At 72.9% G+C, this 24396-nt stretch carries 27 protein-coding genes; 11 read left to right on the forward strand and 16 right to left on the reverse strand.

The annotated features are described in order from the left end of the window. Positions 1 to 7: 7 nt before the first annotated feature. Positions 8 to 613, forward strand: a complete 606-nt coding sequence (locus tag RM844_RS13180) for a dihydrofolate reductase family protein (RefSeq protein ID WP_311667299.1) — start codon at positions 8 to 10, stop codon at positions 611 to 613. Positions 614 to 754: 141 nt separating this feature from the next. On the opposite strand, the gene RM844_RS13185 is transcribed toward RM844_RS13180, so the two are convergent. Continuing rightward, positions 755 to 1063 (reverse strand): hypothetical protein, encoded by a 309-nt coding sequence (locus tag RM844_RS13185; RefSeq protein WP_311667300.1) that lies wholly within the window; start codon positions 1061 to 1063, stop codon positions 755 to 757. Between the two features lie 128 nt (positions 1064 to 1191). Between RM844_RS13185 and RM844_RS13190 the strand changes: the two genes are divergently transcribed. Beyond that, positions 1192 to 1422: an e9imm peptide gene (locus tag RM844_RS13190; RefSeq protein ID WP_311667301.1), complete on the forward strand. Its 231-nt coding sequence runs from the start codon at positions 1192 to 1194 to the stop codon at positions 1420 to 1422. A 225-nt stretch (positions 1423 to 1647) separates the two neighbouring features. Here the strand turns inward: RM844_RS13190 and RM844_RS13195 are convergent, their stop codons facing one another. Then, entirely contained in the window at positions 1648 to 2661 is a 1014-nt protein-coding gene (locus RM844_RS13195; RefSeq protein ID WP_311667302.1) for a saccharopine dehydrogenase, read from the reverse strand. 157 nt (positions 2662 to 2818) lie between these two features. On the opposite strand from RM844_RS13195, the gene RM844_RS13200 reads away from it, so the two are divergent. Together RM844_RS13200 and RM844_RS13205 are read left to right on the forward strand one after the other, a co-directional pair. Further along, the gene (locus RM844_RS13200) at positions 2819 to 3022 is read left to right on the forward strand and encodes a helix-turn-helix domain-containing protein (protein ID WP_311667618.1); all 204 of its coding nucleotides are present in this window, start codon (positions 2819 to 2821) and stop codon (positions 3020 to 3022) included. Beyond that, a complete protein-coding gene (locus RM844_RS13205) occupies positions 2982 to 3356 on the forward strand; it encodes a hypothetical protein (protein ID WP_311667303.1) in 375 nt (124 codons plus the stop codon). The genes RM844_RS13200 and RM844_RS13205 overlap by 41 nt, the downstream gene beginning before the upstream one ends. 231 nt (positions 3357 to 3587) lie before the next feature. Here the strand turns inward: RM844_RS13205 and RM844_RS13210 are convergent, their stop codons facing one another. After that, positions 3588 to 4976, reverse strand: a complete 1389-nt coding sequence (locus RM844_RS13210) for an FAD-dependent oxidoreductase (protein WP_311667304.1) — start codon at positions 4974 to 4976, stop codon at positions 3588 to 3590. A gap of 84 nt (positions 4977 to 5060) precedes the next feature. Between RM844_RS13210 and RM844_RS13215 the strand changes: the two genes are divergently transcribed. Continuing rightward, entirely contained in the window at positions 5061 to 5432 is a 372-nt protein-coding gene (locus tag RM844_RS13215; RefSeq protein WP_311667305.1) for an ArsR/SmtB family transcription factor, read from the forward strand. 39 nt (positions 5433 to 5471) lie between these two features. On the opposite strand, the gene RM844_RS13220 is transcribed toward RM844_RS13215, so the two are convergent. The 3 genes from RM844_RS13220 to RM844_RS13230 all read right to left on the reverse strand — a co-directional run bounded on the left by RM844_RS13220 (position 5472) and on the right by RM844_RS13230 (position 7583). Then, on the reverse strand, positions 5472 to 6005 hold the full coding sequence (locus RM844_RS13220) for a GNAT family N-acetyltransferase (RefSeq protein WP_311667306.1): 534 nt from the start codon (positions 6003 to 6005) through the stop codon (positions 5472 to 5474). Between the two features lie 154 nt (positions 6006 to 6159). Next, positions 6160 to 7272: an ACR3 family arsenite efflux transporter gene (gene arsB / locus RM844_RS13225; protein WP_311667307.1), complete on the reverse strand. Its 1113-nt coding sequence runs from the start codon at positions 7270 to 7272 to the stop codon at positions 6160 to 6162. Further along, a complete protein-coding gene (locus tag RM844_RS13230; RefSeq protein WP_311667308.1) occupies positions 7269 to 7583 on the reverse strand; it encodes an ArsR/SmtB family transcription factor in 315 nt (104 codons plus the stop codon). Before RM844_RS13230 ends, arsB begins: the two co-directional genes overlap by 4 nt. Positions 7584 to 7680: 97 nt before the next feature. Between RM844_RS13230 and RM844_RS13235 the strand changes: the two genes are divergently transcribed. Next, positions 7681 to 8109, forward strand: a complete 429-nt coding sequence (locus RM844_RS13235; RefSeq protein WP_311667309.1) for an arsenate reductase ArsC — start codon at positions 7681 to 7683, stop codon at positions 8107 to 8109. 108 nt (positions 8110 to 8217) lie between these two features. On the opposite strand, the gene RM844_RS13240 is transcribed toward RM844_RS13235, so the two are convergent. After that, positions 8218 to 8901 carry a response regulator transcription factor gene (locus RM844_RS13240; protein ID WP_311667310.1) on the reverse strand — a complete coding sequence of 228 codons (684 nt, stop codon included), beginning with the start codon at positions 8899 to 8901 and terminating at the stop codon, positions 8218 to 8220. Beyond that, positions 8898 to 10082, reverse strand: coding sequence for a sensor histidine kinase (locus RM844_RS13245; protein WP_311667311.1), 1185 nt, complete (start codon positions 10080 to 10082; stop codon positions 8898 to 8900). The genes RM844_RS13240 and RM844_RS13245 overlap by 4 nt, the downstream gene beginning before the upstream one ends. 134 nt (positions 10083 to 10216) lie before the next feature. Here RM844_RS13245 and RM844_RS13250 point away from each other — a divergent pair, with 134 nt between their 5' ends. Both RM844_RS13250 and RM844_RS13255 read left to right on the forward strand, forming a co-directional pair. Further along, a complete protein-coding gene (locus RM844_RS13250) occupies positions 10217 to 11389 on the forward strand; it encodes an alpha/beta hydrolase (RefSeq protein WP_311667312.1) in 1173 nt (390 codons plus the stop codon). Positions 11390 to 11483: 94 nt separating this feature from the next. Beyond that, the gene (locus RM844_RS13255) at positions 11484 to 11828 is read left to right on the forward strand and encodes a VOC family protein (protein ID WP_311667313.1); all 345 of its coding nucleotides are present in this window, start codon (positions 11484 to 11486) and stop codon (positions 11826 to 11828) included. A gap of 39 nt (positions 11829 to 11867) precedes the next feature. Here RM844_RS13255 and RM844_RS13260 read toward each other — a convergent pair whose 3' ends face one another. The 5 genes from RM844_RS13260 to RM844_RS13280 all read right to left on the reverse strand — a co-directional run bounded on the left by RM844_RS13260 (position 11868) and on the right by RM844_RS13280 (position 15509). Continuing rightward, a complete protein-coding gene (locus RM844_RS13260; RefSeq protein ID WP_311667314.1) occupies positions 11868 to 12209 on the reverse strand; it encodes a hypothetical protein in 342 nt (113 codons plus the stop codon). A gap of 233 nt (positions 12210 to 12442) precedes the next feature. Further along, positions 12443 to 13693 carry a caspase, EACC1-associated type gene (locus RM844_RS13265; protein WP_311667315.1) on the reverse strand — a complete coding sequence of 417 codons (1251 nt, stop codon included), beginning with the start codon at positions 13691 to 13693 and terminating at the stop codon, positions 12443 to 12445. Beyond that, entirely contained in the window at positions 13693 to 14196 is a 504-nt protein-coding gene (locus tag RM844_RS13270) for an effector-associated constant component EACC1 (protein WP_311667316.1), read from the reverse strand. The genes RM844_RS13265 and RM844_RS13270 overlap by 1 nt, the downstream gene beginning before the upstream one ends. A gap of 130 nt (positions 14197 to 14326) precedes the next feature. Then, complete coding sequence (locus RM844_RS13275) at positions 14327 to 14836, reverse strand: AAA family ATPase (RefSeq protein WP_311667317.1); 510 nt, start codon at positions 14834 to 14836, stop codon at positions 14327 to 14329. A gap of 49 nt (positions 14837 to 14885) precedes the next feature. Further along, complete coding sequence (locus tag RM844_RS13280; protein ID WP_311667318.1) at positions 14886 to 15509, reverse strand: GNAT family N-acetyltransferase; 624 nt, start codon at positions 15507 to 15509, stop codon at positions 14886 to 14888. A 192-nt stretch (positions 15510 to 15701) separates the two neighbouring features. Between RM844_RS13280 and RM844_RS13285 the strand changes: the two genes are divergently transcribed. Both RM844_RS13285 and RM844_RS13290 read left to right on the forward strand, forming a co-directional pair. Then, positions 15702 to 16754, forward strand: coding sequence for a DUF1996 domain-containing protein (locus tag RM844_RS13285; RefSeq protein ID WP_311667319.1), 1053 nt, complete (start codon positions 15702 to 15704; stop codon positions 16752 to 16754). A gap of 178 nt (positions 16755 to 16932) precedes the next feature. Continuing rightward, complete coding sequence (locus RM844_RS13290; RefSeq protein WP_311667320.1) at positions 16933 to 18771, forward strand: adenylyl cyclase; 1839 nt, start codon at positions 16933 to 16935, stop codon at positions 18769 to 18771. A 166-nt stretch (positions 18772 to 18937) separates the two neighbouring features. On the opposite strand, the gene RM844_RS13295 is transcribed toward RM844_RS13290, so the two are convergent. The 3 genes from RM844_RS13295 to RM844_RS13305 form a co-directional block, all read right to left on the reverse strand. Further along, positions 18938 to 20707, reverse strand: a complete 1770-nt coding sequence (locus RM844_RS13295) for a galactose-binding domain-containing protein (protein WP_394814503.1) — start codon at positions 20705 to 20707, stop codon at positions 18938 to 18940. Between the two features lie 264 nt (positions 20708 to 20971). Beyond that, a complete protein-coding gene (locus RM844_RS13300; RefSeq protein ID WP_311667321.1) occupies positions 20972 to 22033 on the reverse strand; it encodes a LacI family DNA-binding transcriptional regulator in 1062 nt (353 codons plus the stop codon). Between the two features lie 116 nt (positions 22034 to 22149). Then, on the reverse strand, positions 22150 to 23376 hold the full coding sequence (locus RM844_RS13305) for a phospholipase D-like domain-containing protein (RefSeq protein WP_311667322.1): 1227 nt from the start codon (positions 23374 to 23376) through the stop codon (positions 22150 to 22152). A gap of 246 nt (positions 23377 to 23622) precedes the next feature. On the opposite strand from RM844_RS13305, the gene RM844_RS13310 reads away from it, so the two are divergent. Then, positions 23623 to 24357 carry a hypothetical protein gene (locus tag RM844_RS13310; RefSeq protein WP_311667323.1) on the forward strand — a complete coding sequence of 245 codons (735 nt, stop codon included), beginning with the start codon at positions 23623 to 23625 and terminating at the stop codon, positions 24355 to 24357. Positions 24358 to 24396 lie beyond the last annotated feature (39 nt).

The raw sequence follows: 24396 nt of genomic DNA on the forward strand, positions 1-24396 counted from the left end.
CCCCGCCATGTCGGAGCTTCTCGTCGACTTCATCACCTCCCTCGACGGCTACGCGTCGGGAGAGGGCTGGCCCGGGTTCTGGGGCCTGGAGGGCCCGGAGTACCTCGCGTGGCTCGGCGAGCAGCCCAAGGTCACCCACCTGATGGGAGCGAACACCTACCGCCTGATGTCGGGCTTCGCCGCCGGCCAGGTCCCGGACGGTCAGGACGACTTCAGGCCCGAGGAAGAGGCGTCCGTCGACGAGCTCACGCAGGCGCCCAAGGTGGTGTTCTCCTCCTCCCTTGAGGAGCCGCTGACGTGGGCCAACTCCACGCTCGTCCGCGACGACGCCGTCGAGGCGGTCCGCGCCATGAAGGCGAGCGGTTCGGGCCTGCTCAGCACGATCGGCAGCCTGAGCCTGTCCCGGTCCCTGCTGCGCGCCGGACTCGTGGACCGCTTCCGGGTCGTGATGTTCCCGGTGATCACCGGGGCCACGGGCGCGGAACGCATCTACGACGGCTATCCGGACGTCGCCCTTGAGATGACCGAGCACCGCACCTTCGACGGCCGTATCCAACTGGTGGAGTACAAGCCCCGCGTGCTCGAGCACCCGCCGCTCGGCGCTCCCGCGTGATGTCGCCCCGTCCACCGGCCCGGACCACCGCCAGCCCGGCGGGCGCGGAGCGGGCCCCCACCGCCGGGACGGCCGGGTGGCCCGTCGACCGTCACCCACTGCGGAACCTCTGAGGGAACCGCCCCACGCGGCGCCGCGCGGTTACGCGCCGACGCCGCTCAACGGGCGCCAGGTGGGCGTGGGGGTCGGGGTCAGCTCCACCGGGTGGGCCTGTTCGACGCGGTCGCGCCTGGTGTACATGTCCCAGTAGTGATCGGCGAGTTGGTCCGGGTGCACAGTGGGGAAGTCCGCGAGGTGGCCGTCCGGCGCCGGCGCGTCCTGGTCGCCGATCGCCAGCTCGGCCGCCTCACTGTGCAGGACGAGCGCGGCGACGGTGAGGGTGCCCGCGTAGACGCCCGCGTCGGCCAGCTCCGCGTTCAGCGCGTACAGCCAGTTCCGGGCGGCGGCCATGCCCGGACCCGGGCCGCTCAGGTGGGGTACGGGCTGGTCGGCCGAGTAGCCGGTGGTCCTCAGGGCCCTCGACTGGGACCGTTCGGGCGATCACGTGTCCCGTTAGGGTGACTCGGTGGAGGGACGTGATGAGTGCCGGGGAGATGAGTCGGGCGCAGGCGGTCGCGCTCGTGCGGCGGATCATGGACGCGGACTACGCCTCGGACGACGAGGTGGACGGCTGGCTGGACAGGCTGGACAGGGCCCTGGCGTGCCCGTCTGGTCATGTCAGCGGCTTGATCTTCTGGCCGCGGGAGCGGGAGCTTTCTGCTGATGAGGTAGTCGACCAGGCTCTGGCGTACCGGCCGTTCCCTCTGTGAGGGGGGCGGCTCAAGCTCCGGCCAGATGAGTAGAGCCGCGGTGGTGGCAGTGCGCGGAGGAAGACGTGGCCGCGGCACCTACCGTCGGGCGGGTGCCGGGAGGTTCCTCACCCGGGCCCATGCTGCGTGGCCCGGTAACGGTCCAGCAGGACGCGCGGCACCACGATCACCGCCAGCGCGAGCGGGGCCGCCTGATCGGCAGGAACGGGCACGTTGGCAGGGCGCTCAGCTGTTGACCCGCGGGTTGACGAAGGCAGCGCCGATCTCCAGCAGCCGCTCGACCGCGTAGGTCGGGTCGACCAGTGCTTCGGGGGTGTGGATACCCGGCCGGGCGGCTTCGCCGCGCAGCCCCAGCAGCCGCTCGACCCCGAGGGCGATGCCCAGTGCCGTCAAGGGGCGCTGCCCCGCCGGGTGGACGAGGTAGCGACTCGTGCTCAGCGGTGCGCCGGCCGGATCGGCGCCTTCGAGGTCGATCCGGACCTCGAAGGAAGCGGGTGCGCCGCGGCGGCGGCCCGCGGACTCACCCACCGCGAAGTCGAAGCGGACGTTGGGCGCGCCCGTCGCGTGGGCGAGGCTTGGCACGTCGAGGACGGCGATGCTCTGGCCGGGCAGCACGGTTCCGTCGACGCTGGTCACCTCCGCCTGGGCGGCGGAGCCGTCGATCCAGGTGAAGACGCCGTCACGACGCACCAGCCCCGCCGAGGTGGCGGTGGACCACCGCTCCAGATCCGCTCGTCCCGCGGGTCCGCCGGTGTCCGACGCGTCCAGTACGGCGCTGATCCGGATGGTGTCGATCCGGTCGAGCTCCCGGGCCGCGCCCAGCGCCGCGAGGACGGCTGCCCCGGCGCAGTAGTGGCTGGCCACCAGGACCGGCGCGGCGTCCGCTCGCTGGGCGCTCGCGACGACCTCGGGGGCGATCTCCACCAGACCGCTGGAGATGCTGAGGTAGGGCAACCCGCGGTCCTGCGCGTAGCGCAGCCCGTTCAGGCGGTCGTCCCACAGCGCGGCGACCACCGCCGAGGAGCGGTGGTCTCCCGGCAGACCGAGATCGCCGCGCCGCAGGTCGACGGTCACGGCGGTGGCGGCGCCGAGTGCGTCGGCCATCCGCCGCGCGCGGTCGAGGTCCCGGCCCGCGATCGTCAGCGGCAGCGTCGGGTGCCAGCGGCGCAGGAGCGCCGCGGCGTCCCCGCCCGCCTGGCCCGTACCGCCCAGGATCAGTACCGATTGCGACTGCTCCACTGTGGTTTCCCCTCACGCCCATGAAACTACACTTTGTAGCTTACTTTTTGTAGCCTAACCTGTGGCACGACGCAAGGGAGAGGCCATGGCCACCACACCGACCCGCCTGTCCCGGCAGGCCAGGCGGGAGTAACTGCTCGACGTCGCCGTGGCGATCGTGCGCATCCGGGGCGCCGACGGCCTGACGCTGGTCACCCTCGCGGAGGAGGCCGGGGTCAGCCGGCCGATCACCTACGACCACTTCGGTACGCGCCCCGGCCTCCTGCTCGCCCTCTACCGACGGCTCGACGGCTCGACGACTCGACGACCGCCACCGAGCCGTGGTCGCACGGGCGTTGCAGGCCGCCGGGCCCACCGTTGACGAGGTCGCCCGCGTCGTCAGCGCCGCCTACTTCGCCTGCGCCACCGACATGCCCGAGTTCGCCGCCGTCTCCGCCGCGGTGAAGGGGAATCCGGCGATGGAGGCGGTCCAGCACGAGATGCTCGACAGCTACACGGACCTGATAGCCGCCGCACCGCGGCCCTGCTCCGGCCGCCCGCCCGAGGCCCCCCGGCTGTACCGCGTCGGCGTGTTGGGCGCGGCCGAAGCGCTCGCCGCCGAGCTGAACCGGGAGCGGGTCACCGTCGACGGCGCGGGCACCGCACTGACCGACCTGATCGTGGGCGGCCTCGCGGCCAGGTCCGACCGCGCGTAGGCCTGGTCGTGTCCGGACCGGGTGTGGCCGTGCCATCGTGATCGGCCGTGTCGCCGACCGTGCCTGCCGAATGGGGAGTTGGCCGTCGGCCTTGCCGCTGCTGACGACGAGCACGCGTCGCCGTGCGCACGATCCGCCTCGGACGGTGTCGACCGGTGCAGCGCTGCTTCGCCCGTTCCGCCTCGGCGCGGATCGGCTCCGGCGGGTCGTCGCCCCCCTCAGCTCTGGCGGTCACCCGCCGCAGCAACCGCCGCCCTCCGAGGGCTCCTTGCCGGCGGCCGGGGCCGCGGTGAGGGGGACGAGTCGCGGTGCGGCGCGGCAGCCGGACTCCTGTTGCTGGGCGGGGGTGTCGAAGAGCCCGGCGCCGCCGCAGACTCCCGTCTCCGGCAGGGTCAACTCCACCCGGCGGGCGGCCGCCAGATCGCCGGCCAGGGCGGCGGCGAGGGAGCGGACCTGCTCGTAGCCGGTCATGGCGAGGAAGGTCGGGGCGCGGCCGTAGGACTTCATCCCGGCGAGGAACAGGCCCGCTTCGGGGTGGGACAGCTCGTCGAAGCCGTGCGGGTAGACGGTGCCGCAGGAGTGGACGTTGGGGTCGATGAGGGGGGCCAGGGCGGTGGGGGCGGAGAGCCGTTCGTTCAGGCCGAGGCGGACCTCGGAGAGGAAGGAGAGGTCGGGCCGCAGGCCGGTGAGGACGAGCACGTGGTCGACGGGCTCGGTGCGGCGGCCGTCCTCGCCGACCAGGATCAGCCGGTCCTCGGCGTCCCGTTCGACGGCGGCGGTGCGGAAGCCCGTGACGGCCCGCGCGTGTCCCGCCTCGACGGCGGCCTTCGCGGCCAGCCCCAGGGCGCCCCGGGCCGGGAGTTGGTCGGCGGTGCCGCCGCCGAAGGTGGCGCCGGAGACGCCGCGCCGGCTCACCCACAGCGCGCTGGTGCCGGCGCCCTCGCCGGTCCTGGCCAGCTCGGCGAGGCCGGCGAGGGCGGTGAAGGCGGAGGCGCCGGTGCCGACCACGGCGGTCCGCCTGCCGGCGAACGCGGCGCGCACGGCCGGGTCGTGCAGGTCCGGGACGCGGTAGCTGACGCGTCCCCGCGCGGCCAGGGCGCGCTCGCCGACGGCGGGCAGCCCGTCGGTGCCGAGCGGGTTGGGGGTGGCCCAGGTGCCGGAGGCGTCGATGACGGCGCGGGCGCGGACGCGCTCCTCGCCGCCGTCGGCGGTGGTCAGGTGGAGGGTGAAGGGCTGGTCGGCGCGGCCGGCGTCCACCACCCGGTCGCGGCCGGCGCGGGCCACGCCGGTGACGGTGGCGCCGTAGCGGACGCGCTCGCCGAGGGCGTCGGCGAGCGGCTGGAGGTAGTCAACGACCCACTGGGCGCCGGTCGGGTAGTCGCCGGCCGGCGGTGGGGTCCAGCCGGTGGGGGCCAGGAGCTTCCCGGCGGCCGGGGCGACGAGTTCCGACCAGGTGGAGAAGAGCCGCACATGCCCCCAGGAGCGGACGGCGGTGGCGGCCGTCGGCCCGGCCTCCAGGACCAGCGGCTCCAGGCCGCGCTCGACGAGGTGGGCGGCGGCGGCCAGGCCGACGGGGCCGGCGCCGATGACCGCGACCGGGAGCGGGGTGGTCTCCGACATGAGCGACACTCCTTCGCTGATTCGACGTTTGTCGATGTCCAGCGGAGCTTGCCACTCGATATTGATGAGTGTCAACATAGACGCATGTCGAAGAAGAGTGGGCGGTTGCCGACGCCGGAGCCGGCGGACGTGGTCGTGCCGTGCTGCCCGCCGCTGACCGCGGGGGAGTTGTCCGAGGCGGACGCCGAGCGGATGGCCGGCATGTTCAAGGCGCTGTCCGACCCGGTCCGGCTGCGGCTGTTCTCCCGGATCGCCTCCCACCCCGGCGGCGAGGCCTGCGTCTGCGACATCGCCGATGTCGGCGTCTCCCAACCCACCGTCAGCCACCACCTGAAGAAGCTCCGCGAGGCCGGACTCCTGACCTCCGAGCGCCGCGGCACCTGGGTCTACTACGCCGTCGCCCCCTCGGTCCTCGCCGCGCTGTCCGCGACGCTCGCCCCACGCGTCGCTCCCTGACGCGAAGGGGGTATCCGCCGCCCGCCGGCGTCGGGCGTGTCAGAGCCGTCTCGTGGTGAACAGCATGGTCCCGTGCACCGCGTCCACTTCTTCTCGATCGGTCTCGGTGAACCCGACCTTGGCCAGCACGCGGCGGGAGGCGGTGTTCCAGTCCCAGACCGTGGCCCACAGGCGTTCGTGCCCAGACGATCGCGCCCATTCCACAACCGCCACCGCGGCCTCGGTGGCGTAGCCCTGACACCAGACCCGGCGTAGCAGCTCGAATGCCAGCTCCGGTTCCCCCGCCGACCCCCGACCGCTGTCGACCAGCCCGCAGTAGCCGATGACGTCACGGGAGGTCGTCCGCTCGACCGCCAGCAACCCGGTCGACCACATCCGGTTGGTGCGGATCGCATCCGCGAGCTCCGCGACCGTGGGGCGTCCGTCCTTGTCGATGCGGCGATGCGGCGGGACGCGTGGATCACGTTCGGTCCACAGTTCACGCAGGACGCCTGCCTCGGCTGCCCGCCACGGTCTGAGCAGCAGGCGACTTGTCTCAAGCACGACTTCGCTACCCGGCGCGCCAACTGTCATGACAGCAACCCTTTCACGGGCGAACGCGTTGTCCCACCACGGGGCGCGGTCGGCCCTGACGACCGTGGAGCGCTTGATGCCCGGGACAGTCGAGATCCGTTCCCCCGAGGGGACACGCGGGCGCGGCGCCGCCCGTCGGCCCCCACCGCGCCCTTCAGGCCGCGGTGGCGCGGCGCCGCAGGGCGAGGGAGACGTAGACCAGGGCGACCAGCACCGGGACCTCGATCAGCGGGCCGACGACCCCGGCCAGCGCCTGGCCGCTGGTCACCCCGAAGGCGCCGATGGCGACCGCGATGGCCAGCTCGAAGTTGTTGCCGGCGGCGGTGAAGGCGAGGGTCGCCGTGCGGTCGTAGGGCAGCCCGGCCGCCCGCCCCAGGGCGTAGGAGCCGAACCACATCGCGGCGAAGTAGACCAGCAGGGGCAGCGCGATCCGGGCCACGTCCCACGGCTCGGAGGTGATGCGGTCGCCCTGGAGGGCGAAGAGCAGCACGATGGTGAACAGCAGGCCGTACAGCGCCCACGGGCCGATCGCCGGCAGCACCCGGGCCTCGTACCGCTCGCGCCCCAGGCGGCGCTCCCCGAGGTGGCGGGTGAGGAAGCCGGCGAGGAGGGGCACGCCGAGGAAGACGGCCACGTTCAGCACGATCTTCCCGGTGGAGACGTCGAGTTGTTCGCCCTCGCCCAGGCCGAGCCAGCCGGGCAGCAGGTCCAGGTAGAACCAGCCGAGCAGGCCGAAGGCCAGCACCTGGAAGACGGAGTTGAGCGCCACCAGCACCGCGGCGGCCTCCCGGTCGCCGCGCGCCAGGTCGTTCCAGATGATCACCATGGCGATGCAGCGGGCCAGCCCGACGATGACCAACCCGGTGCGGTACTCCGGCAGATCGGCCAGGAAGAGCCAGGCCAACGCGAACATCACCGCCGGCCCGAGCAGCCAGTTGACGACCAGGGAGAGGACCATCAGCCGGCGGTCGCCGGTGACGGCACGCAGGCTGGTGGCGTCGTAACGCACCTTGGCCAGCACCGGATACATCATGACCAGCAGGCCGACGGCGATCGGCAGCGAGACGCCGCCGACCTCCAGGTCGGCCAGGGCCTCGTCCAGACCGTCCACGGCCCGGCCGAGCAGCAGCCCGGTGAGCATGGCGGCGATGATCCACACCGGCAGGAAGCGGTCCAGGGTGGACAGCCCCGACACGATGCCGGACGGCTCGCGCGGGTCCCCGCCGCTCGAACGTCGGGGTGGGGCGGGCGGCTTGACGGTGGTCACGGGCAGGCCCGCTTCCGGTCCGAGTCGACGGTGGCGCGGGCGGCGGCGGCCAGCTCGGTGAACTGCCCGGCCAGGGCTTCGAGGGCCGCCGGCCGCAGGCGGTAGTAGGTGAAGCGGCCACACGGCTCGGTCTCCACCAGGCCGGCCTCCCGCAGTACCCGCAGGTGGTTGGAGAGGTTGGTCTGCTTGGCCCCGGTCTCCTCGACCAGATGCGTGGTGCAGAGCGTCTCGCGGGCCAGCAGGGCCACGATCCGCAGCCGGAGCGGGTCGGCCAGCGCCCGCAACGGATCAGCGTCGACTGAAGTCAGCATGCGCTGATACTGTCACATCAGTCACGGCTGATGCCAGCTCCGGTTGATGCCGGTGACCTCCACCCCGAAGCCCGTCCGCCCCGAGGGAAGTAACGCCATGCCCACTGACCCGACCCCGCCGCTCGCCTCGGTGCTCTTCGTCTGCGTCCACAACGCCGGCCGCTCCCAGATGGCCGCCGGCTTTCTCGGACACCTCGCCGGCGACCGGATCGAGGTCCGCTCCGCCGGCTCCCTCCCCGCCGACCAGGTCAACCCCGCCGCCGTCCAGGCCATGGCCGAGGTCGGCGTCGACATCTCCGCCGAGCGGCCGAAGCCGCTCACCACCGACGCCGTCCAGGCGTCCGACTACGTCATCACCATGGGCTGCGGCGACGCCTGCCCGGTCTTCCCCGGCAAGCGCTACCTCGACTGGACACTCGACGACCCGGCCGGACAGGGCCTCGCGGCCGTCCGCCCCATCCGGGACGAGATCCGCGCCCGTGTCGAGCGCCTGATCGCCGAGATCGACAACGGGCCGGCGGCATAGGTCCCGTCGTCAGATGGCAGACCCATATCCGCTGCGAGGTGCTGGGAGTGCGGCGCGAGGTGCAGGGGCAGGGAGGAGGGCGTAGCCTCCCGAGCGTGCGCCACCCGCTCACTCCCGGCGCCTACCGGGGGTGACAAGCCCTGACTCAAAGGCGAACACCGCCGCCTGGGTGCGGTCCCGCAGCCCCAGCTTGTGCAGAATCCGCCCCACATGTGTTTTGACGGTCTCCTCCGCGACCACCAGAACTCGGGCGATCTCCGCGTTGGACAGCCCCTCCGCCACGCGCGCCAGCACCTCCGTCTCCCGGGCGGTGAGCCCCGACGCCGGCGCCCCCTCCCGGGCGGGGGCCGCCCCCGGCGCCGGGGACAGCCGGGCGAACTCGGCGATCAGCCGCCGGGTCAGCTCCGGCGACAACAGCGCCTCACCGCCCGCCACCACACCCACCGCCTCGGCCAACTCCCCGCCCGACGCCTCCTTCAGTAGAAAACCAGCGGCGCCGGCGCGCAGCGCCTCGTACACGTACTCATCCAGATCGAACGTGGTCAGCACCAGAACCCGGGTGCCGGACCCCGCCCGCCCGACGATCCGCCGCGTCGCCTCGATGCCGTCCAACACCGGCATCCTGATATCCATCACCACCACATCCGGGACCAGCTCCCCGGCCAGTGCCACCGCCTGGGCCCCGTCCTCGGCGGCGCCCACCACCTCGATGCCGGGCCGAGCCGCGAGCAACACCGACAGCGCCTCCCGCACCATCGCCTGATCGTCCGCGATCAGCACCCGGATCGTCATGCCACACCCCCTGCCGCCGGCACCGGCAGCACCGCCGACACCTCGTACCCGCCGCCCGGCACCGGCCCGGCCGCCAACTCCCCGCCCAGCATCGCGGCCCGTTCCCGCATCCCGGTGATCCCGTGCCCGGCACCCGGCGACGGCACGGCTGGGGACCCGGCCGCCGCGCCGTTGCGTACCCGCACCGTGAGCGTCGCCCGCCGATAGCCGATCACCACCCCGGCCTCCGCGCCCGGAGCGTGCCGCAACACATTGCTCAGCGCCTCCTGCACGATCCGGTACGCAGACAGTTCCACCCCCGGTGGCAGCGGCCTGGCCCGCCCCTCGACCCGCACACGGACGTTGCCCCCGGCCGCCCGTACCTGCTCGGTGAGCGCGTCGAGCTGCCCCAGCGACGGCTGCGGGGCGGTGCTACCCGCCGGCCCGGTGACCCCCTCCGGTCGCAGCAGCCCCAGCAGCCGGCGCAACTCGGCCAGCCCTTCGAGCGCGGTGGTCCGGATGGTGCCGAACCGGTCGACCAGCACCGGCGGCGGATCCGGCGTCCGGTGCGGCGCCGCCTCCGCCTGGAGGGCGATCACCGACATGTGGTGGGCCACCACATCGTGCAGCTCCCGGGCGATCCGGGCACGCTCCTCCCACACCGTGCGCAGCGCCCGCTCCCGCGCGGTGGCGGCGATCTGTTCGGCCAGCCGCTCCCGGTCCCGGCGGCGTTCCCTGGCCAGCACGCCCAGCAGCAGCGCGACCGCCGACAGCACGGCGCTGGCCAACACCAGCCGCCAGGAGCCGACGCCGGCACCGGCCCACTTCAGTGCCACAGCCGCCAGCGGCCCCGCGCCGGCCGCCACCGCCGCCACGAGCGGCGGCAGGCGCAGCGCGAGCAGCAGCACCACGGACGCCTGCACCAGCCACGCCCACAGCTGATTGTCATGGCTGGGCGGATGGCCGACAGCGATGCCGACGACAAAGCCCAGCGACAGCCACCAGGCCGTCACCGGCCACCGCAACGCCACCACGAGGGTGGCGGCGTGTGCGATGGCCAGCAGACGGGCGACCGTGTCCGCCCCGGTGAGCGACAGCGAGACGGCCGCCAGCACCGCCAGCACGTGTGGCGACCGGCCCAGCCAGCGTGGCCAGGCCAGCGACGGCAGCGGCCGGGCCCGGAAGGAGATCAGCTCATGCACCCGAACATTGTGAGCCGGGCGCCTCTCCTCCCGGAGCAGGAACTTTCCCGCCCGGGTAGCTCCGCGGAGCTACCCACGAACCCGGCTCTGCCGGGGGACGACCGGCAGGGGGCCCGGCGGCGAGAGTCAACGGCATGAAGACGCTCTTTCGCACCACGGCCAGGACGGCCGCCGCACTGCTGGCATCCCTGCTGGCCCTGCTCACCGGACTGATCATGCTGGGCGCCTATGTGCCGGCCATCCCCAAGGTGGGCATCATCGGCCCGGTGCTGGGCGGCCAGTACCCGTTTCACATGGCGCTGTTCGCGCTGGCCGGCCTGGGCCTGGCACTACTGGCGTGGCGTGGCCGGCCGCGCCGCTGGGGACGGGCCGTGACCGTGATCACCGCCGGGTCCACGGTGGCCGCGCTGCTCATCGGCGGCGTCCAGCTGAACGCCGCCGTACGGGCCGGAGCCCAGATCTCCCCGCGCGACATTCTGACCCAACTCGCCTACCCCGGCGCGACCCCGGACCGTACCGAGACATACGCCGCCCGGAACGACCAGAACCTGGACGTGGACATCTACCTCCCCGAGCACACCGAGAACGCTCCGGCGATCATCCTGGCGCACGCCGGCGGCTTCCACGTCTTCGACAAGAGCGACCTGCGCGGCACCGGGCGCTGGCTGGCCGACCACGGGGTCGCGGTCTTCGCCATCGACTACCGGCTGGCTACCGAGGACCGTCCCACCTGGGACAAGGCGCCGCAGGACCTGCTGACCTCACTGCGCTGGGTGCGGGAGCACGCCGACACCCTCGGGATCGACCGGGACCGGATAGCGATGGGCGGCATGTCGGCGGGCGGCACCCTGGCCATGAACACCGCCTACCGGCTCCAGAACGGCACCATCACCGCCACGGACGGCCCCACCCCCGAACCCCCGGCCACGGTGGTCGGCTTCTACCCCGGCACGGACGTCACCCACATGTGGCAGCGGGACGTGGCCGGCAGCCGCAACGCCGCCGAACTCTTCACCGGTGGGACCCCTGAGCAGTACCCCGACCGTTACCGGGAGGTCTCCCCCCTGGCGGAGGTACGCCCCGGCCTTCAGCCGACCCTCATGGTGGTGGGTGACCGTGACCGCAGCGCACCGCCCGCGACCATCAGGCAACTGGCGGACGCGCTGCACGGGGCCGGCGTGGACACCACGGTGAAGGAGCTCCCCTTCGCCGAGCACGCCTTCGACGACGCCTACGGCAGCCTCACCTCGCAGACCAGCCGGCAGCTGCTGCTGGACTTCCTCACCGACGGGGAGCCCACCCCATGAAGTGAGAACGGCGTCATCCGCCGAGCGCCGGCGCACTCGCCCCGCCCAACCGCCGCCCTTGGAACCGGCGGCGGCCCGGCCTAGGCTCCCGCCCATGCGCGCGCGCCTGCAACAGATCGTCGTGGACTCCCGTGAACCGCGGACCCTGGTCCGGTTCTGGGCCCGGCTCTTCGACGCCGACCCCGTCGACCGGGCCCACGACTGGTCACACATCGAACTGCCCGGCGTCGCCCGGCTCGCCTTCCAGCCAGTACCCGAGGACAAGGCCACCAAGAACCGGCTCCACCTCGACATCGAGGTCGACGACATCCAGGCGGCGGCCACCGAGGCGGTGGGCCTGGGCGCGACGCGGGTCGGCGGGACCGTCACCGACGAACAGGGGTCCTTCCAGGTCATGCGGGACCCCGAGGGCAACGAGTTCTGCTTCGTCAGCGGCTGAGCCCGGCCCGCGACAGCGCCCCGGCCGGGACACGGGCCGTCAGAGCACCTTGTAGGTCAGCTCGTAGAGGGACAGCGACAGCGCGCCGATGGCCTGCTTGCGTTCCCCGAGGCCGACCTCGGAGGGGATGATCTTCGCCCCGCCGATGAAGTTGACCTTGCCGGTCGCCTCGTTCACCTCGTGCAGCACGATATCGATCGGCGCCTGGTTGACGAACGGCACGAACCGCTCGTCGAACTCGTACACGTCCCCCTTCCGCAGGCGGACCTTCTCGAAGGTGCCGCCGTCCCCCCGGCCGACGAGGATCTCGTCCGCGCCGTCGGGGTCCTGAACTCGCTGCGCTTCCAGCCACAGAAGCTTGGCGAAGGCCGCGTCTGCCATGGGGTTCTCCTTTCGCTCCCGTGCGGCGCAGCCTATGGCGGCGGGGTGACACAGCTCTTGAGGCGGCGCACGCCGGATGCTGACCGCCGGCCGGGAGAGGCGGCGTATCTGCTGGTCAGAGCGGGGCAGGGCCGTGCGGATTCACCGATCCGGCCGCTGCCTGGTCGGCTCAGCGGCACCCGCGGGCCGGCGATCCGCACGCCTGCACCCGGCGGCCGGACCCGTCACCGCGCTCACCAGGACGCCCCCCGCCGCTGGTCGGACGGCTGACGCGACGGCACCACCCGGACCACTTCCTCCATGACGCGGGCGTCGGAGATCCGGTGGGAGCGCAGCTCGACGCTGTCCGGGTCGGGAATGGCGACGATCACGAGATGACGGCCGTTGCGGTCCTCGTCCAGAAAGGCGATGTCGAGCTTCGACAGGTAGGCGCCCGGCTCGGGACGCGAATGGTAGACGACGACCAGATCCTCGCCGTTCCGCTCCATGCGCCGATACGCCCTGACCGTCTCCATGGCGTCGAACTCCCACCGCGTCTCGGGCGCGGGGGACGCGTTGGTGATCCGGATCAGGTGCTCGGGGCGATCCGAGCCGGCCGGGCCCACCACCATGCCGCAGGCCAGTCGGGGATACTCCTCCCTGGCGTGCGCGACGATCTGGTCGCAGACGTCCTGGCTGATGGTCAGCACGACACGCTGGTCCGGGCCGCGCACCGACGCGGGGCGCGGCGGCTCGTGGAGCACGACGTCGGGCGGCGCCCAGGAACGGTTCCGGCCGAGGGCGAGACGCTTGGCCGTGTTCCGGAACGCGCTCTGCGGCGCCGGCCGCCCCTTCGCCCGCAACGCGCGCTCCATCCCGCCGAAAAGGGTCTCCAGATCGAGCAGTTCCGGCCCGCCCGGGATACCTCGGGAGAGCAGCTCGACCAGCTCACCGGTGAACGCGGTGTACGGCTCGCCCGGCGGCGCGACGGCCACCCGGTTCTCGTGCGCGGCGGCGAGCACGGCGGTGCCCTCCGCCGCGGTGACGGCCGTGATCCGGTCGTCGGCCATGCTGTTCAACGCCCGTCCACTGAAGCAGCAGTCGAGCATGACCAGGCGTCGTTCCGGCCCCCGCGGCAGGCTGCGACGGACCCATTCGTACGGAGTCGCGGTCGCGTGCACCCGGGCCGGGTCCGTACGGTGCGAACCGAGGTGCAGCGTCCCGTCGTACTCGTCGATCAGGCCGTGCCCGGCGTAGTAGACGATCAGGGTGTCGGTCGCCTCGGCCGCCGCCGCGACGATGGCCCGGTCCATCTCATCCGGGGAGACCGAGCCGTCCAGGACCGTGCAGCGGTCGGGCGGCAGGCCGAGCAGATCCGGGGCCGTGAACAGCGTGTACAGGGCGGACAGGTTGTTGGTGACGCCGGGGAGTTCGGGCAGCAGCTCGTACGCCCCGACGCCGATCAGCACGGCACGGGTTCCGCCCGGGTCCGGGAGCCCGCCCATCAGTCGCTTCCCCCCTGCGCCGCGTCGCCGCCCCGGATCTCCTGGCCTCGGCTCTCCCGCTCCGCGGCCAGCACGGTCTCGATCAGGGCGGGAGCGTCCCGCACCCGCTGCGCGGTGACCGACACGTGCCTGCCGTCGCTCGCCGTGATGTCGATCCGCACGTCTGACCGGCGCTGCCGCAGCCACCCGGACAACGAGCCCGCCAGCACCGTGACCGCGCCACCGGCCCCCAGCGCCACCGTCAGCGTGTCCGCCAACGCCCCCATCTCCCCGGTGCCGACCGGGCGTCGCTCGACGTCGACGGCGCCCCGCAGCCCGGCCTCGGCCGCCAGCCAACGCCGCAGCGACGCCAACTCCCGTGCCCCGTCCTCGCCTGCCACGACGCGCATCCGTACCCGCATGCCCACCCCCGTGTGCCCCGACCGCCGACTGCCCTGCCTCGCCTCGATGGTGTCACAGCCGGGGGTCACGCCGTGGCTGATCGCGACGTCATCCGGTGCCATGGCGTGGGGGCCACGCCGGGGGAAGACCCGGGCGCGGCACGGGAGTTGCCTGGCACTGGCGCGCCGGGCGCGACGAACCGCCCGCAGCCGCCGCCGACACCGGTCCCGCCACGGCGAAGTCCGAGCGGCCTCACCGAAGGTGCAGCACGGCCTCCGCGGTCTTCTCCGGCGTGAGGCCGGTGGAGTCCAGGACGTTCTTCTCGTACGGGCCGAGATCGGCGAAGCCGTCGTAGATCTGGCTGAGGATCTGCCGGTCGGTCAGCGGGTGCGGGGAGCGGGACGCCCCGCGATCCAGCGCGGTCTCCCGGTCGGGCCGCAGCACCACGTAGACAAGCCCGACGCCCGCGGCCCGCGCCGCCTTCTCGTACACCTCCAGGAACCACGGCCCGATCACGCCGTCGACCACCGTGTGGTAACCCCCCGCGGCGTAGCCGGCGGCGGCCTGGGCGATCACCCCGGTGACGACCTGGTTCTGCGCGTGCGCCTCCGGCAGATACGGCGCCAACGCGCCCTGCCTGATCGTCGCGTAGAAGTCGTCGGTATGCAGATGCGCGCTGGGGGAGAGCCGGCTCTCGGCCAGGATGCGCGCCACGGTCGTTTTGCCCGACCCCGAGGGCCCGCTCAACAGGATGATCCGCACCCTCCGATCCTAGGCTCCCCGCGGTGCCACGGTCATCCGAGATGACTCGTCAACCCGCGCTGCCACCGGACCCCGCCGCACCGCGGGCGTCGACCTCCGCGGGGGAGCGCCCCGCGGCCTGGGGCGACGGCCGCCAGTCGCGCCTGAGTAGCCCGAACACCCAGGTGTCGGAGACCTCACCGTCCACGACGCACTCCTCCCGCAGGGTCCCCTCCCGCACGAATCCGTTCTTCTCCAGCACCCGGGCGGACGCCCCGTTGCGCGTGTCGGTCTCGGCCTGGACCCGGTTCAGGTCCAGCGTGTCGAACGCCCACCGCAGGACCGCGTGGGCGGCCTCGGTCGCGAAGCCGTGGCCCCACGCCGCGTCGTCGAGGCAGTAACCCAACGACGCGCTGCGGTAGTCCGGGTTCCAGTGGGACAGCGTGCACCAGCCGACGAAGGTCCCGTCCGAAACCCGGTCGATGGCCACCCGCACCCCGGTGCCCTCGTCCGCCAACGTGCGGCACATCGTGAGGAAGCGTTCGGCACGGGCCCGTTCGTGCCACGGCGGGGAGTCCCAGTACCGCATCACGTGGGCGCTGCTGTGCAGGGCGAAGAGGGCGTCGGCGTCGGCGTCGCTGAAGGGGCGCAGGCGCAGGCGGGCGGTGTGCAGGGTGGGAGTGGTCAGCGTCATGACCACCATCCTGGGTCCCAAAGAGGAAGCGGGACAGCGAGTATCCGCCCCCGGCTCCGGCCCGCCGAACCGCCGCCGGTTCCGGGAAAGTTCCGGTCCCGTGGGGCCGCTCGCCGAGCATTGACACGTTCGCGTCATCCCGACAACACTGCCCGCAACGGGAGAGCGCTCTCCCAGACTCGGAGGTCCCGCATGCCACGGAGAACGGCCCTGAAGTCCAGCACCCTCGCGGCGGCGGCGTTCGCGCTCGTCGTCGCCGGGTTGGGCACGATGGGCGCCGAAGCCGCGCCGGCCGGGGAGGCCGCTCCCGCCCCGGTGGCGGCGGAACACCTGAACCACCAGATGATGGAGCCGCCCCCGCCGGGGGAGTGGGTCCCGGTGGACGAGCCGGTGGCGGGCATCCCGCCCAACCCGGACGCACCCTTCCGCGAGCACCGCGAGTTCCAGGCCAACTGCTCGGTGACCCATACCGGCGACGACGACCCGATCGTCTACCCCGGGATGCCGGGCGCCTCACACAACCACACCTTCATGGGCAACGACACCACCGACGCGTTCAGCGATGTCGAGTCCCTGAACGAGGGCACGACCAGCTGCAAGGTCCCCGCCGACCTGTCGGCCTACTGGATGCCGACCATGTACAACGGCGACGAGGAGATCCGCCCCGCCGGTCCCCAGGTCATCTACTACAAGTCCGGCATCCGCGACCACGAGTCGGTGCGGCCCTTCCCCACCGGCCTGCGCTACGTGGTCGGCGACCCGATGCAGAGCGCCGACGAGTTCCTGGCCCACCCCGGCTACGTCCAGGGCTGGGAGTGCGGCGACGACTACGACAACGTGCGGTTCCCGACCGACTGCCCGGCCGGCTCCCAGATGAACGTCCGCTTCCAGGCGCCGAGTTGCTGGGACGGCCGGCACCTGGACTCGCCCAACCACCGCGACCACATGGCCTACCCCGTGGTGGTGGACAACCAGGACGTCTGCCCGCCCGAACACCCGGTCGCCGTGCCGATGATCGAGTTCAAGATGGCCTTCCCGGTGGACGGCGACACCTCCCAGGTGCGGCTGGCCAGCGGCGACGCCTACTCCTTCCACTACGACTTCTTCAACAACTGGGACGAGGCCACCCTCGCCGCCCTCGTCGAGCACTGCGTCAACGGCGGCCTCCAGTGCGACACCCGCGGCTACGACCAGTTCCACCCCGAGGAGGGCGCCGCCCTCAACGAGGACCACGAACTGCCCTGAGCCCGCCGGCCCGCACCGGCAGTCCGCAGCTGATCCCGGCCGACCCGGCACCCCGCCGGGTCGGCCGTGCCAGGCCCGGCGAGGAACGCGCCCGCACCCCCGGCCCCCACGACCCGGTCAACCCCGCCCCACCAACCGGCCCGGCCCGTGCACGGCCGGGTGGAACAAGGAGATCCCCGTGCCATCCCCCCAAACCCCCGCGGCCTCCGAACCACGCCGCCCCCACCGGCTCAGCCGACGCGCCGCCCTGGCCGGACTGGCCGCCACCGTGGTCACCGCGACCGCCGCCCCCGCCGCACTGGCCAACGCCCCCGCCCCGGCCACCGCCAGGCGCCCCGCCCACCGCCCGACCGGCACCCCCATCACCCAGGCGGACCCGGTCCTCGGCCCGCACGTCACCGTCTTCGACCCCTCGATGCCCATCGGGGACATCCAGGCCACCCTGGACGCCGCCTTCCGACAGCAGGAGACCGCCCAGTTCGGCACCGGCCGCTTCGCCTTCCTCTTCCGGCCCGGCCACTACCAGGACCTGGACGTCAACATCGGCTACTACACCCACGTCGCCGGTCTCGGGCGATCGCCCGACGACGTCGACATCACCGGCTGGGTCCGCGTCGAGGCCGACTGGTTCGACGGCAACGCCACCCACAACTTCTGGCGCACCGCCGAGAACCTCTCCGTCACCCCCTGGGACGGCTACAACCGGTTCGCCGTCTCCCAGGCCGCCCCCGTCCGCCGGCTGCACATCCGGGGCGAGATGCCGCTGTGGAACGGCTACGACGGCTGGGCCAGCGGCGGCTTCATGGCCGACAGCAAGGTCGACCGGGTGGTCTCCGGCTCCCAGCAGCAGTGGCTGACCCGCAACAGCGAACTCGGCGAGTGGGCCGGCTCGGTGTGGAACATGGTCTTCGTCGGCGTCGACGGCGCCCCGCCGCACCACTTCCCCAACCCGTCGCACACCGTCGTCGACCGGGCTCCGCTGGTCAAGGAGAAGCCCTACCTCTACCTGGACGACGCCGGCGAGTACGCCGTCCTCGTGCCCGAGATCCGCCGCGACGCGCGCGGCACCAGCTGGAGCGGCGGCCCCACCCCCGGCACCTCGCTGCCGCTGAGCGCCTTCCACGTGGCCCAGGAGGGCGACACCGCCGCCGACCTCAACGCCGCGCTGGCCGCCGGCAAGCACCTGCTGCTCACCCCCGGCGTCTACCGCGTCACCGAGACCCTCCAGATCACCCACCCCGGCACCGTCGTGCTCGGCATCGGACTGGCCACCCTGGTCCCCGAGGGCGGAATCAACGCCGTCAAGATCGCCGACGTGGACGGGGTGCAGCTCGCCGGCGTCCTGATCGACGCCGGCCCCGGCGGCTCCGAGACGCTGCTGGAGATCGGCGACGCCGGCACCACCACCCGCCACCGGGACGACCCGATCCACCTGCACGACGTCTTCGCCCGGATCGGCGGCGCCGGCCCCGGCAGCGCCGAGCGCAGCGTGGTGGTGCACAGCCACGACACCCTGATCGACCACGTCTGGCTGTGGCGCGGCGACCACGGCGAGGGCGTCGGCTGGGACGTCAACCCGGCCACCAACGGCCTGGTCGTCAACGGCGACGACGTCACCGGCTACGGCCTCTTCGTCGAGCACTACCAGGGTCACCAGGTCATCTGGCGAGGTGACCGCGGGCGCACCTACTTCTACCAGTGCGAACTGCCCTACGACCCGCCGGACCAGGCCGCCTGGATGAACGGCGACGAACTCGGCTGGACCGCCTACGTGGTGGCCGAAGACGTCACCGAGCACACCGCCTACGGCCTCGGCGTCTACACATTGATGCTGGAGGACGAGACCATCACCACCGAGCGGGCCATCGCCGCCCCCGACGGCGCCGGCATCGACTTCACCAGCATGGTCATCGTCTCGCTCGGCCAGCTGGGCATCATCAACCACGTCATCAACGACCTGGGCGGCCCGGCCGGCCCGGGCCTCAACGACGGCATCTTCTACCTGCCGAGCAACTGACCCACCCCACCCCCGCAGGCCGCGCGCCCACCCCGGGCCCGCGGCCTGCGGCCTGCGGCCTGCGGCCTGCCAGGACCGGCCCTTCCGCCCGCGGTGGCCGCCGGCACGGGAACGGCCCCGGCGCGTGCCGCGCCGGGGCCGTCGTCGGGCCGGGCCCGACGGGGACTCAGGAGGAGTACACCCCGAACTCGTAGAGCGAGTACCCCCAGCCGGTGCCCCGTTCGGTGCCCAGCACCCGGACGTACCGGCCCGTGGCGTCGACCTCGACCGTCTCCACGCCACCGGCGCCGCCCGTGACGGTGTGGATCGACGTCCAGTCCTGTCCGTTCTCCGAGACCTGTACCTCGTAGGCCCGGGCGAAGGACGTCTCCCAGTGCACCTGGACGGTGTCGATGGCGGTGCTGGCGCCCAGGTCCACCTGGAGCCACTGCGGGTCCGACCAGTCGCTGGCCCACCGGGTGGTCGGGTCGCCGTCCGTGGCGTGCTCCGGCAGGAACGGCGCGCCGTCGCCCTGCTCCTGGAAGGAGGACGCGGTGGTCGGGGCGCCCAGCGCGACGTTGGTGCCGTCCACCGGCGGGGCCACCACCCGCACGGACGTCGTCTCGATGCCCAGGTTGCCCTGGCCGTCCCGGGCCGCCAGGTAGACCTTCCACACCCCCGGCCGGGTGGGCGCGGTGACCGTGAAGCCGCCGTCGCCGCGCTCGGTGAACTCGGCCGGCGCCAGGGCGCCGCTGTCGTCCAGGTACTTGCTGTTGAGCAGCACCTGGTAGGCGATCGGGTCGCCGTCCGGCTCCGCGACCGAGGCCCGCACGGTGAACTCGCCGCCCGCCGGGACCGCGGTGGCGTCGCCTTCGACCGCGAAGTCGGTGATCACCGGCGGGGTGTTGGCCGGCGCCGCGCCGCCGAAGAGCTCGGACACCGCGTAGTAGGAGAGCCGCTTCTCGCCGCCCGGCAGCAGGTTGAACCACACGCCGCCGAAGTCGTACTCCAGCCCGTAGTGGAAGAGGGTGCCGCCCAGCGCGACCCCCTCGTGGTCCATCAGGCACTCCCAGGCGGCCCGGTAGCCGTCGGCCTTGGCCACGTCGGTCGGCTCCAACGGGACGCCGTTGATGTCGTCCTCGACCTCCCACTCACCGGCGGGGCCGCCCTCGGTGAGCAGGTAGGGGCGGGTGTAGCCCTCGTCGATCCAGGTCTGCTGGATGTCGCAGACCGCGTCGTAGGAGTTGACCTGGAGCAGGTCCAGGTCCGGCGCGTACGCCTCGTAGTACTCCCAGGCGCCGGTCCAGGCGTCCGTCGAGGTCACCGGGTGGTTGGGGTCGAGCGCCTTGATCTCCAGCGCGGCGATGTTCACGAACTCGGCGTAGGCGACCCGCTGGGCCTCCAACTCCGCGCCGCTGTAGCAGTTCTGCAGGCCGAGCACGGACTCGTTGCCGACGCTCCACATCAGCACGCCGGGGTGGTCCCGGTAGGCGGCCACCCAGGTGTTCATGGCCGCCAGCTGCTCGCCCTTGTAGTCCCAGTCGTTGACGTAGTCCACACAGCCGCCGCTGCCGGGCCCGCCACCGGGCTGCAGCCAGAAGCCGGCGATCACCCGGATACCGTGCGCGGCGGCGGCGTCGAGCAGCGGCTCGCTGCTGGCGTCGGTGCCCCAGGTGCGGGTGGTGTTGACGCCCATGGAGGCCAGGTCGGGCATGAAACGGTCGGCCTGGTCGGCCGGCGGGCCCCAGGTCAGGCCCTCGACGGTGTAGGGCGCGCCGTTCACGGTCAGCTGCCAGGCGCCGTCACCCCCGGTGACCTCGACCACGCTGGCGGCGGTGAGGGCGACGTCCGAACCGGCCGGACCGGCGGCCTCAACGGCGTGCGTGGTCCCGGGGGTTGGGGGCGCGGCGGTCGCGGTCTGGCCCGTCACCGTGAGGGCGCCGCCGAGCAGCGCCAGGACGGCGCCGGCGACGACGCCCCGGCGTCCTCGGCTGCTGCGGGCCGTCCGTTCCGAGGTCTGTTTCCTGTGCGGCACAACGTCTCCTTAGCGCGGGGGGTGGCCGTGGCACGCGTCCGGCGGTGCGGAACGGCCGGGAGAAAGGTGTTGGAGAGCGCTCTCCCGAAGAGGGTGGCCCGGGCGTGGGGGAGTGTCAACGGCCGTGCGCGGTTCCGGATCGGGAACGGCGGGCGCCGCGCGACGGCCCAGGGCCGGCCTGGCCGGTCAGGCCGACTGGCGTACGACCAGGGTCGGTTCGAAGATCACCGAGGTCAGCCGGCGGTCGGGCTGGTCCACCCGGTCCAGCAGCAGCCGGGTCATCTCGGCCGCCATCTCCTCGATCGGCTGCCGCACCGTGGTCAGCGCCGGCCGGCTGGAGACCGCCGCGCTGCTGTCGTCGAAGCCGACCACCGCCACCTGCTCCGGCACCCGCCGGCCCTGCTCGCGCAGCACGTGCAGGGCACCCTGCGCCATCAGGTCGTTGGCGACGAACAGGCCGTCCAGGTCGGGCTGTTCGGCGAGCAGCCCGGCCATCGCCCGCTCCCCGCTCTCCAGCGTGAAGTTCCCCTCCACGGCCGGCACATAGGGGTGGCCGTGCCGGGCCATCGCGTCCTGGAAGCCGGCCAGCCGCTCCCGGCTGGCCAGCACGTCGAGCGGCCCCGTGACGCTCGCGACGCGCTGACACCCCCGTGCCACCAGGTGGTCGGCGGCCAACGCGCCCCCGTCCCGGTGTGCGACGTCCACATAGCTGATCGGCAGCGGCCTGGCCGGCCTGGCGAACAGCACACAGGGCAGCCCCGCCCCGACCAGCAGCTCCGGCAGCGGGTCCCGGGCGTGCGTGGAGACCAGCAGCGCGCCGTCGGCGTGCCCCTGGCGGAGGTAGTCGACCACCTGCTTCCTGGCGTCGGTCGAGTCCGCCAGCATCAGCACCGGGTGCATGCCGCGAGCGCGCAGGAACCCGACCACGCCGGTGGTGATCCGGCCGAAGAACGGGTCGGCCAGCACCTGGCCCCGGAACGGGGCCTGCGGCCCCTCGCCCGCCGCCTCGTCCTCGCCGGCCCCGGAGACCACCAGCGCCACCGCCCCGGCCCGGCGGGTGACCAGCGAACGGGCGGCGCGGTTGGGCACGTAGCCGGTGGCCTCGACGGCCCGGCGCACCACGTCCTGGATGCCCGGGTCGACGTTCCGGACGCCGTTGATCACCCGCGAGACGGTGGCCCGGGAGACGCCCGCCTCCCGGGCCACGTCCTCCAACGTCGGGGACGCCTTGGCCGGGCCATCGTTCATGGGGGCTTTTATAACACACTCAGAGAGCGCTCTCCCAGGTGCCGACCCGGCCGTCTCCCGGCCATCTCCCGAGCATCTCCCAGGGGTGCCAAGGCACTTGACCACGACCGCCGGCCTCACCCCCGAGGCGCCGCCCCGACCTCCCAGAGCCGCTCGAAGTTCGCCGCGTAGGAAGCGACGACCTCGGGGAGGGCGACATCCACCAGCGCCTCGTCGTTCCGGTACAGCGAGGTGGCGTTGAAGTTGTGGCTGCCGGTCAGCACGAAGCCGCGCCCGGAGCCGCGGCCCGTGGCGTCCCTGACCACCGTGTACTTGGAGTGCACCCGGCCGGCCTCGGTGGACCCGTCCAGCAGCCGCCGCTCGACGCCCGAGGCGTCCAGCACCGCGGCGACCTCGTCGGCCAGCGGGCCGTGCGCCACCCGCACCCGGCAGCCCTCGGCGGCCAATCCGGCCAGCAGCTCGGCGATCGCCACCCGCTCGGCGTCCCACTCGGACATGCCGACGTCCACCTGGGTGCGGCCGTTCCGCTTGCAGCCGATGCCGTCCAGCCGCTCGACGATCGGGTCCACCTCGGCGCTCGGGAAGAAGTGCGCGGTCACCCGGCCGCCGCGCATCCCCGTGGTCACCGTGCGGTAGTAGTCCGGGTCCTGCACCTCGGCCGCCAGGTCGGCGAAGTAGGCGCCGTAGGCGTCGAACAGCCGCCCGTTGCCCGGCAGCACCACGGCGTTGTTCCAGTACGTCCGGGAGTTGACGTCGGTGAGGTTGTTGGACGCCTGCACCACCACGTCCCGCCGGCCGCCCGTCTCGGAGAACAGGTAGAACTTGTTGTGCTGGCCCTTGGTGCCCTGGCAGGAGGAGGTGTTGCCCTCCGGCGACAGGTGCGAGCAGACGTGCACCCAGGAGCGGGCCGAGCGGTCCTGGCCAAGGCCGGCCAGCATCGCCTGGGCGGCCGGGTTGTCCATCTGGTAGCCGTCCATCACCACCCGCACGTCGACCCCGCGCCGGTGGGCGTCCAGCAGGACCTCGACGAAGTCGGCCCCGGCGTCGCCGGAGATCACGAACTGCGCCAGCTCGATGGACGAGCCGGCCGGCGCCTGCTTGATGAGCGAGCACAGGTGCGCCACCACCGCGGTCGGGGTGCCGGCGACCGGATCGTTGAACACCGCCCCGGTGGCGACCGGCACCTCTGCCGCGTCCCGGCAGGCGCTGGCCGCCGGCCCCTCCAACGCGGCGTTGGCGGCCGGGGCGAGGGCGAACTGGGCGGAGACGAGGGCGGCCAGCGCGGCCAGGGCCGCCACGGGAGCCGGTGCGCGGAGCCGGGTGGGACGGGGAGTCGCGGCCATCGTGGTGCCTCCAGGGCGATCGTGCCGTTGCCGGAGGCAGAACCTACGGACGCCCGCTGACCACCGACCGAACGGCACGGCGCGCTCAGGTGAACGCCAGGGTGGCTGCCGTGGCGCACGGGACCGTCCCGTTTCTGAGCCCCCGTGCGGACTGCCGCTGGGCCGCGACGCGCGACGACGCCATCGGTGAGGGGGTGGCGGGCCGTCAAAAGTGGATTATCAGTGCCGGGTCGTAGGGTCCCCGACATGATCACGCGTCCCACAGGGAAGGCGGCCGGTCCGTACGAAGCCGCCTTCCTCCCACGCCGGCAGTTGGTTCTCCGAGCGCCCGAGCGGCCGATCACCGATCCGGTGGCGAAGCTCGGCGGCGATCCGGTCTGGCTGTCCGAGCCCACCTGGCCCGTGGACCCGTGCACCAAGGAGCCCTTGGTGTTCATCGGCCAGTTCCCGGTCCCGGGTGACGAACTTCGCCTGGCCTACCTCTTTCTCTACGAGGAGGGCATGATCATGGGCGGGTTGGGCCCGGAGGACGGAGACGGTGTCCTGCTGATCCAGCCTGGTGGCCGCATCCCCTCCTCCGCCGAGATCGGGCCGCCCGGGACGCGCGGTCGGACGCTCTGGCGCTACGGGCCCGACTGGCATTCGGAGATACCCGTCGAGTGGCATCTCGACCTGGAACCGGTATCGCCGGAGGTCGACCGATCGATTGACGAGCAGGCCGCCTGGGAGCGGAGCATGCGCGGGGAAGGACCTGACGTCGAGCTTCCCGACGGCCCGGAGCTGAACGACTACCTCGGCGGTATCGCCTGCTACCCCAACTTGCGCGCGGGGATCGACGCTCCCTGGCAGTTTCTTTTCAAGATCAGGGACTCCTGTGATGGCGGGGACGACCCGTACTTCCTCAACTTCGGCTACGGGTACGGATTCGGTTTCGTGAGTCCCGACCACCGCGAAGGGCGCTTCTACTGGGAGCGCTCGTAGCGGCGGGGTCCTCCCGGTGGGGTGCGCGTTCCGGCCGCC

Origin of the sequence: Streptomyces chisholmiae (genome assembly GCF_031845445.1) — a bacterium.
Lineage (GTDB): Bacteria > Actinomycetota > Actinomycetes > Streptomycetales > Streptomycetaceae > Streptomyces > Streptomyces chisholmiae.

What these genes read in the sequence shown, in the direction of transcription:
- RM844_RS13220 (WP_311667306.1), bottom strand. Translation starts at nt 6,005, where the DNA reads ATGACAGTTGGCGCGCCGGGTAGCGAAGTCGTGCTTGAGACAAGTCGC.
- RM844_RS13215 (WP_311667305.1), top strand. Translation starts at nt 5,061, where the DNA reads ATGTCGAAGAAGAGTGGGCGGTTGCCGACGCCGGAGCCGGCGGACGTG.
- RM844_RS13310 (WP_311667323.1), top strand. Translation starts at nt 23,623, where the DNA reads ATGATCACGCGTCCCACAGGGAAGGCGGCCGGTCCGTACGAAGCCGCC.
- RM844_RS13280 (WP_311667318.1), bottom strand. Translation starts at nt 15,509, where the DNA reads ATGACGCTGACCACTCCCACCCTGCACACCGCCCGCCTGCGCCTGCGC.
- RM844_RS13250 (WP_311667312.1), top strand. Translation starts at nt 10,217, where the DNA reads ATGAAGACGCTCTTTCGCACCACGGCCAGGACGGCCGCCGCACTGCTG.
- RM844_RS13180 (WP_311667299.1), top strand. Translation starts at nt 8, where the DNA reads ATGTCGGAGCTTCTCGTCGACTTCATCACCTCCCTCGACGGCTACGCG.
- RM844_RS13190 (WP_311667301.1), top strand. Translation starts at nt 1,192, where the DNA reads ATGAGTGCCGGGGAGATGAGTCGGGCGCAGGCGGTCGCGCTCGTGCGG.
- RM844_RS13265 (WP_311667315.1), bottom strand. Translation starts at nt 13,693, where the DNA reads ATGGGCGGGCTCCCGGACCCGGGCGGAACCCGTGCCGTGCTGATCGGC.
- RM844_RS13185 (WP_311667300.1), bottom strand. Translation starts at nt 1,063, where the DNA reads ATGGCCGCCGCCCGGAACTGGCTGTACGCGCTGAACGCGGAGCTGGCC.
- RM844_RS13230 (WP_311667308.1), bottom strand. Translation starts at nt 7,583, where the DNA reads ATGCTGACTTCAGTCGACGCTGATCCGTTGCGGGCGCTGGCCGACCCG.
- RM844_RS13255 (WP_311667313.1), top strand. Translation starts at nt 11,484, where the DNA reads ATGCGCGCGCGCCTGCAACAGATCGTCGTGGACTCCCGTGAACCGCGG.
- RM844_RS13240 (WP_311667310.1), bottom strand. Translation starts at nt 8,901, where the DNA reads ATGACGATCCGGGTGCTGATCGCGGACGATCAGGCGATGGTGCGGGAG.
- RM844_RS13305 (WP_311667322.1), bottom strand. Translation starts at nt 23,376, where the DNA reads ATGGCCGCGACTCCCCGTCCCACCCGGCTCCGCGCACCGGCTCCCGTG.
- RM844_RS13270 (WP_311667316.1), bottom strand. Translation starts at nt 14,196, where the DNA reads ATGGCACCGGATGACGTCGCGATCAGCCACGGCGTGACCCCCGGCTGT.
- RM844_RS13300 (WP_311667321.1), bottom strand. Translation starts at nt 22,033, where the DNA reads ATGAACGATGGCCCGGCCAAGGCGTCCCCGACGTTGGAGGACGTGGCC.
- RM844_RS13260 (WP_311667314.1), bottom strand. Translation starts at nt 12,209, where the DNA reads ATGGCAGACGCGGCCTTCGCCAAGCTTCTGTGGCTGGAAGCGCAGCGA.
- RM844_RS13235 (WP_311667309.1), top strand. Translation starts at nt 7,681, where the DNA reads ATGCCCACTGACCCGACCCCGCCGCTCGCCTCGGTGCTCTTCGTCTGC.
- RM844_RS13285 (WP_311667319.1), top strand. Translation starts at nt 15,702, where the DNA reads ATGCCACGGAGAACGGCCCTGAAGTCCAGCACCCTCGCGGCGGCGGCG.
- RM844_RS13210 (WP_311667304.1), bottom strand. Translation starts at nt 4,976, where the DNA reads ATGTCGGAGACCACCCCGCTCCCGGTCGCGGTCATCGGCGCCGGCCCC.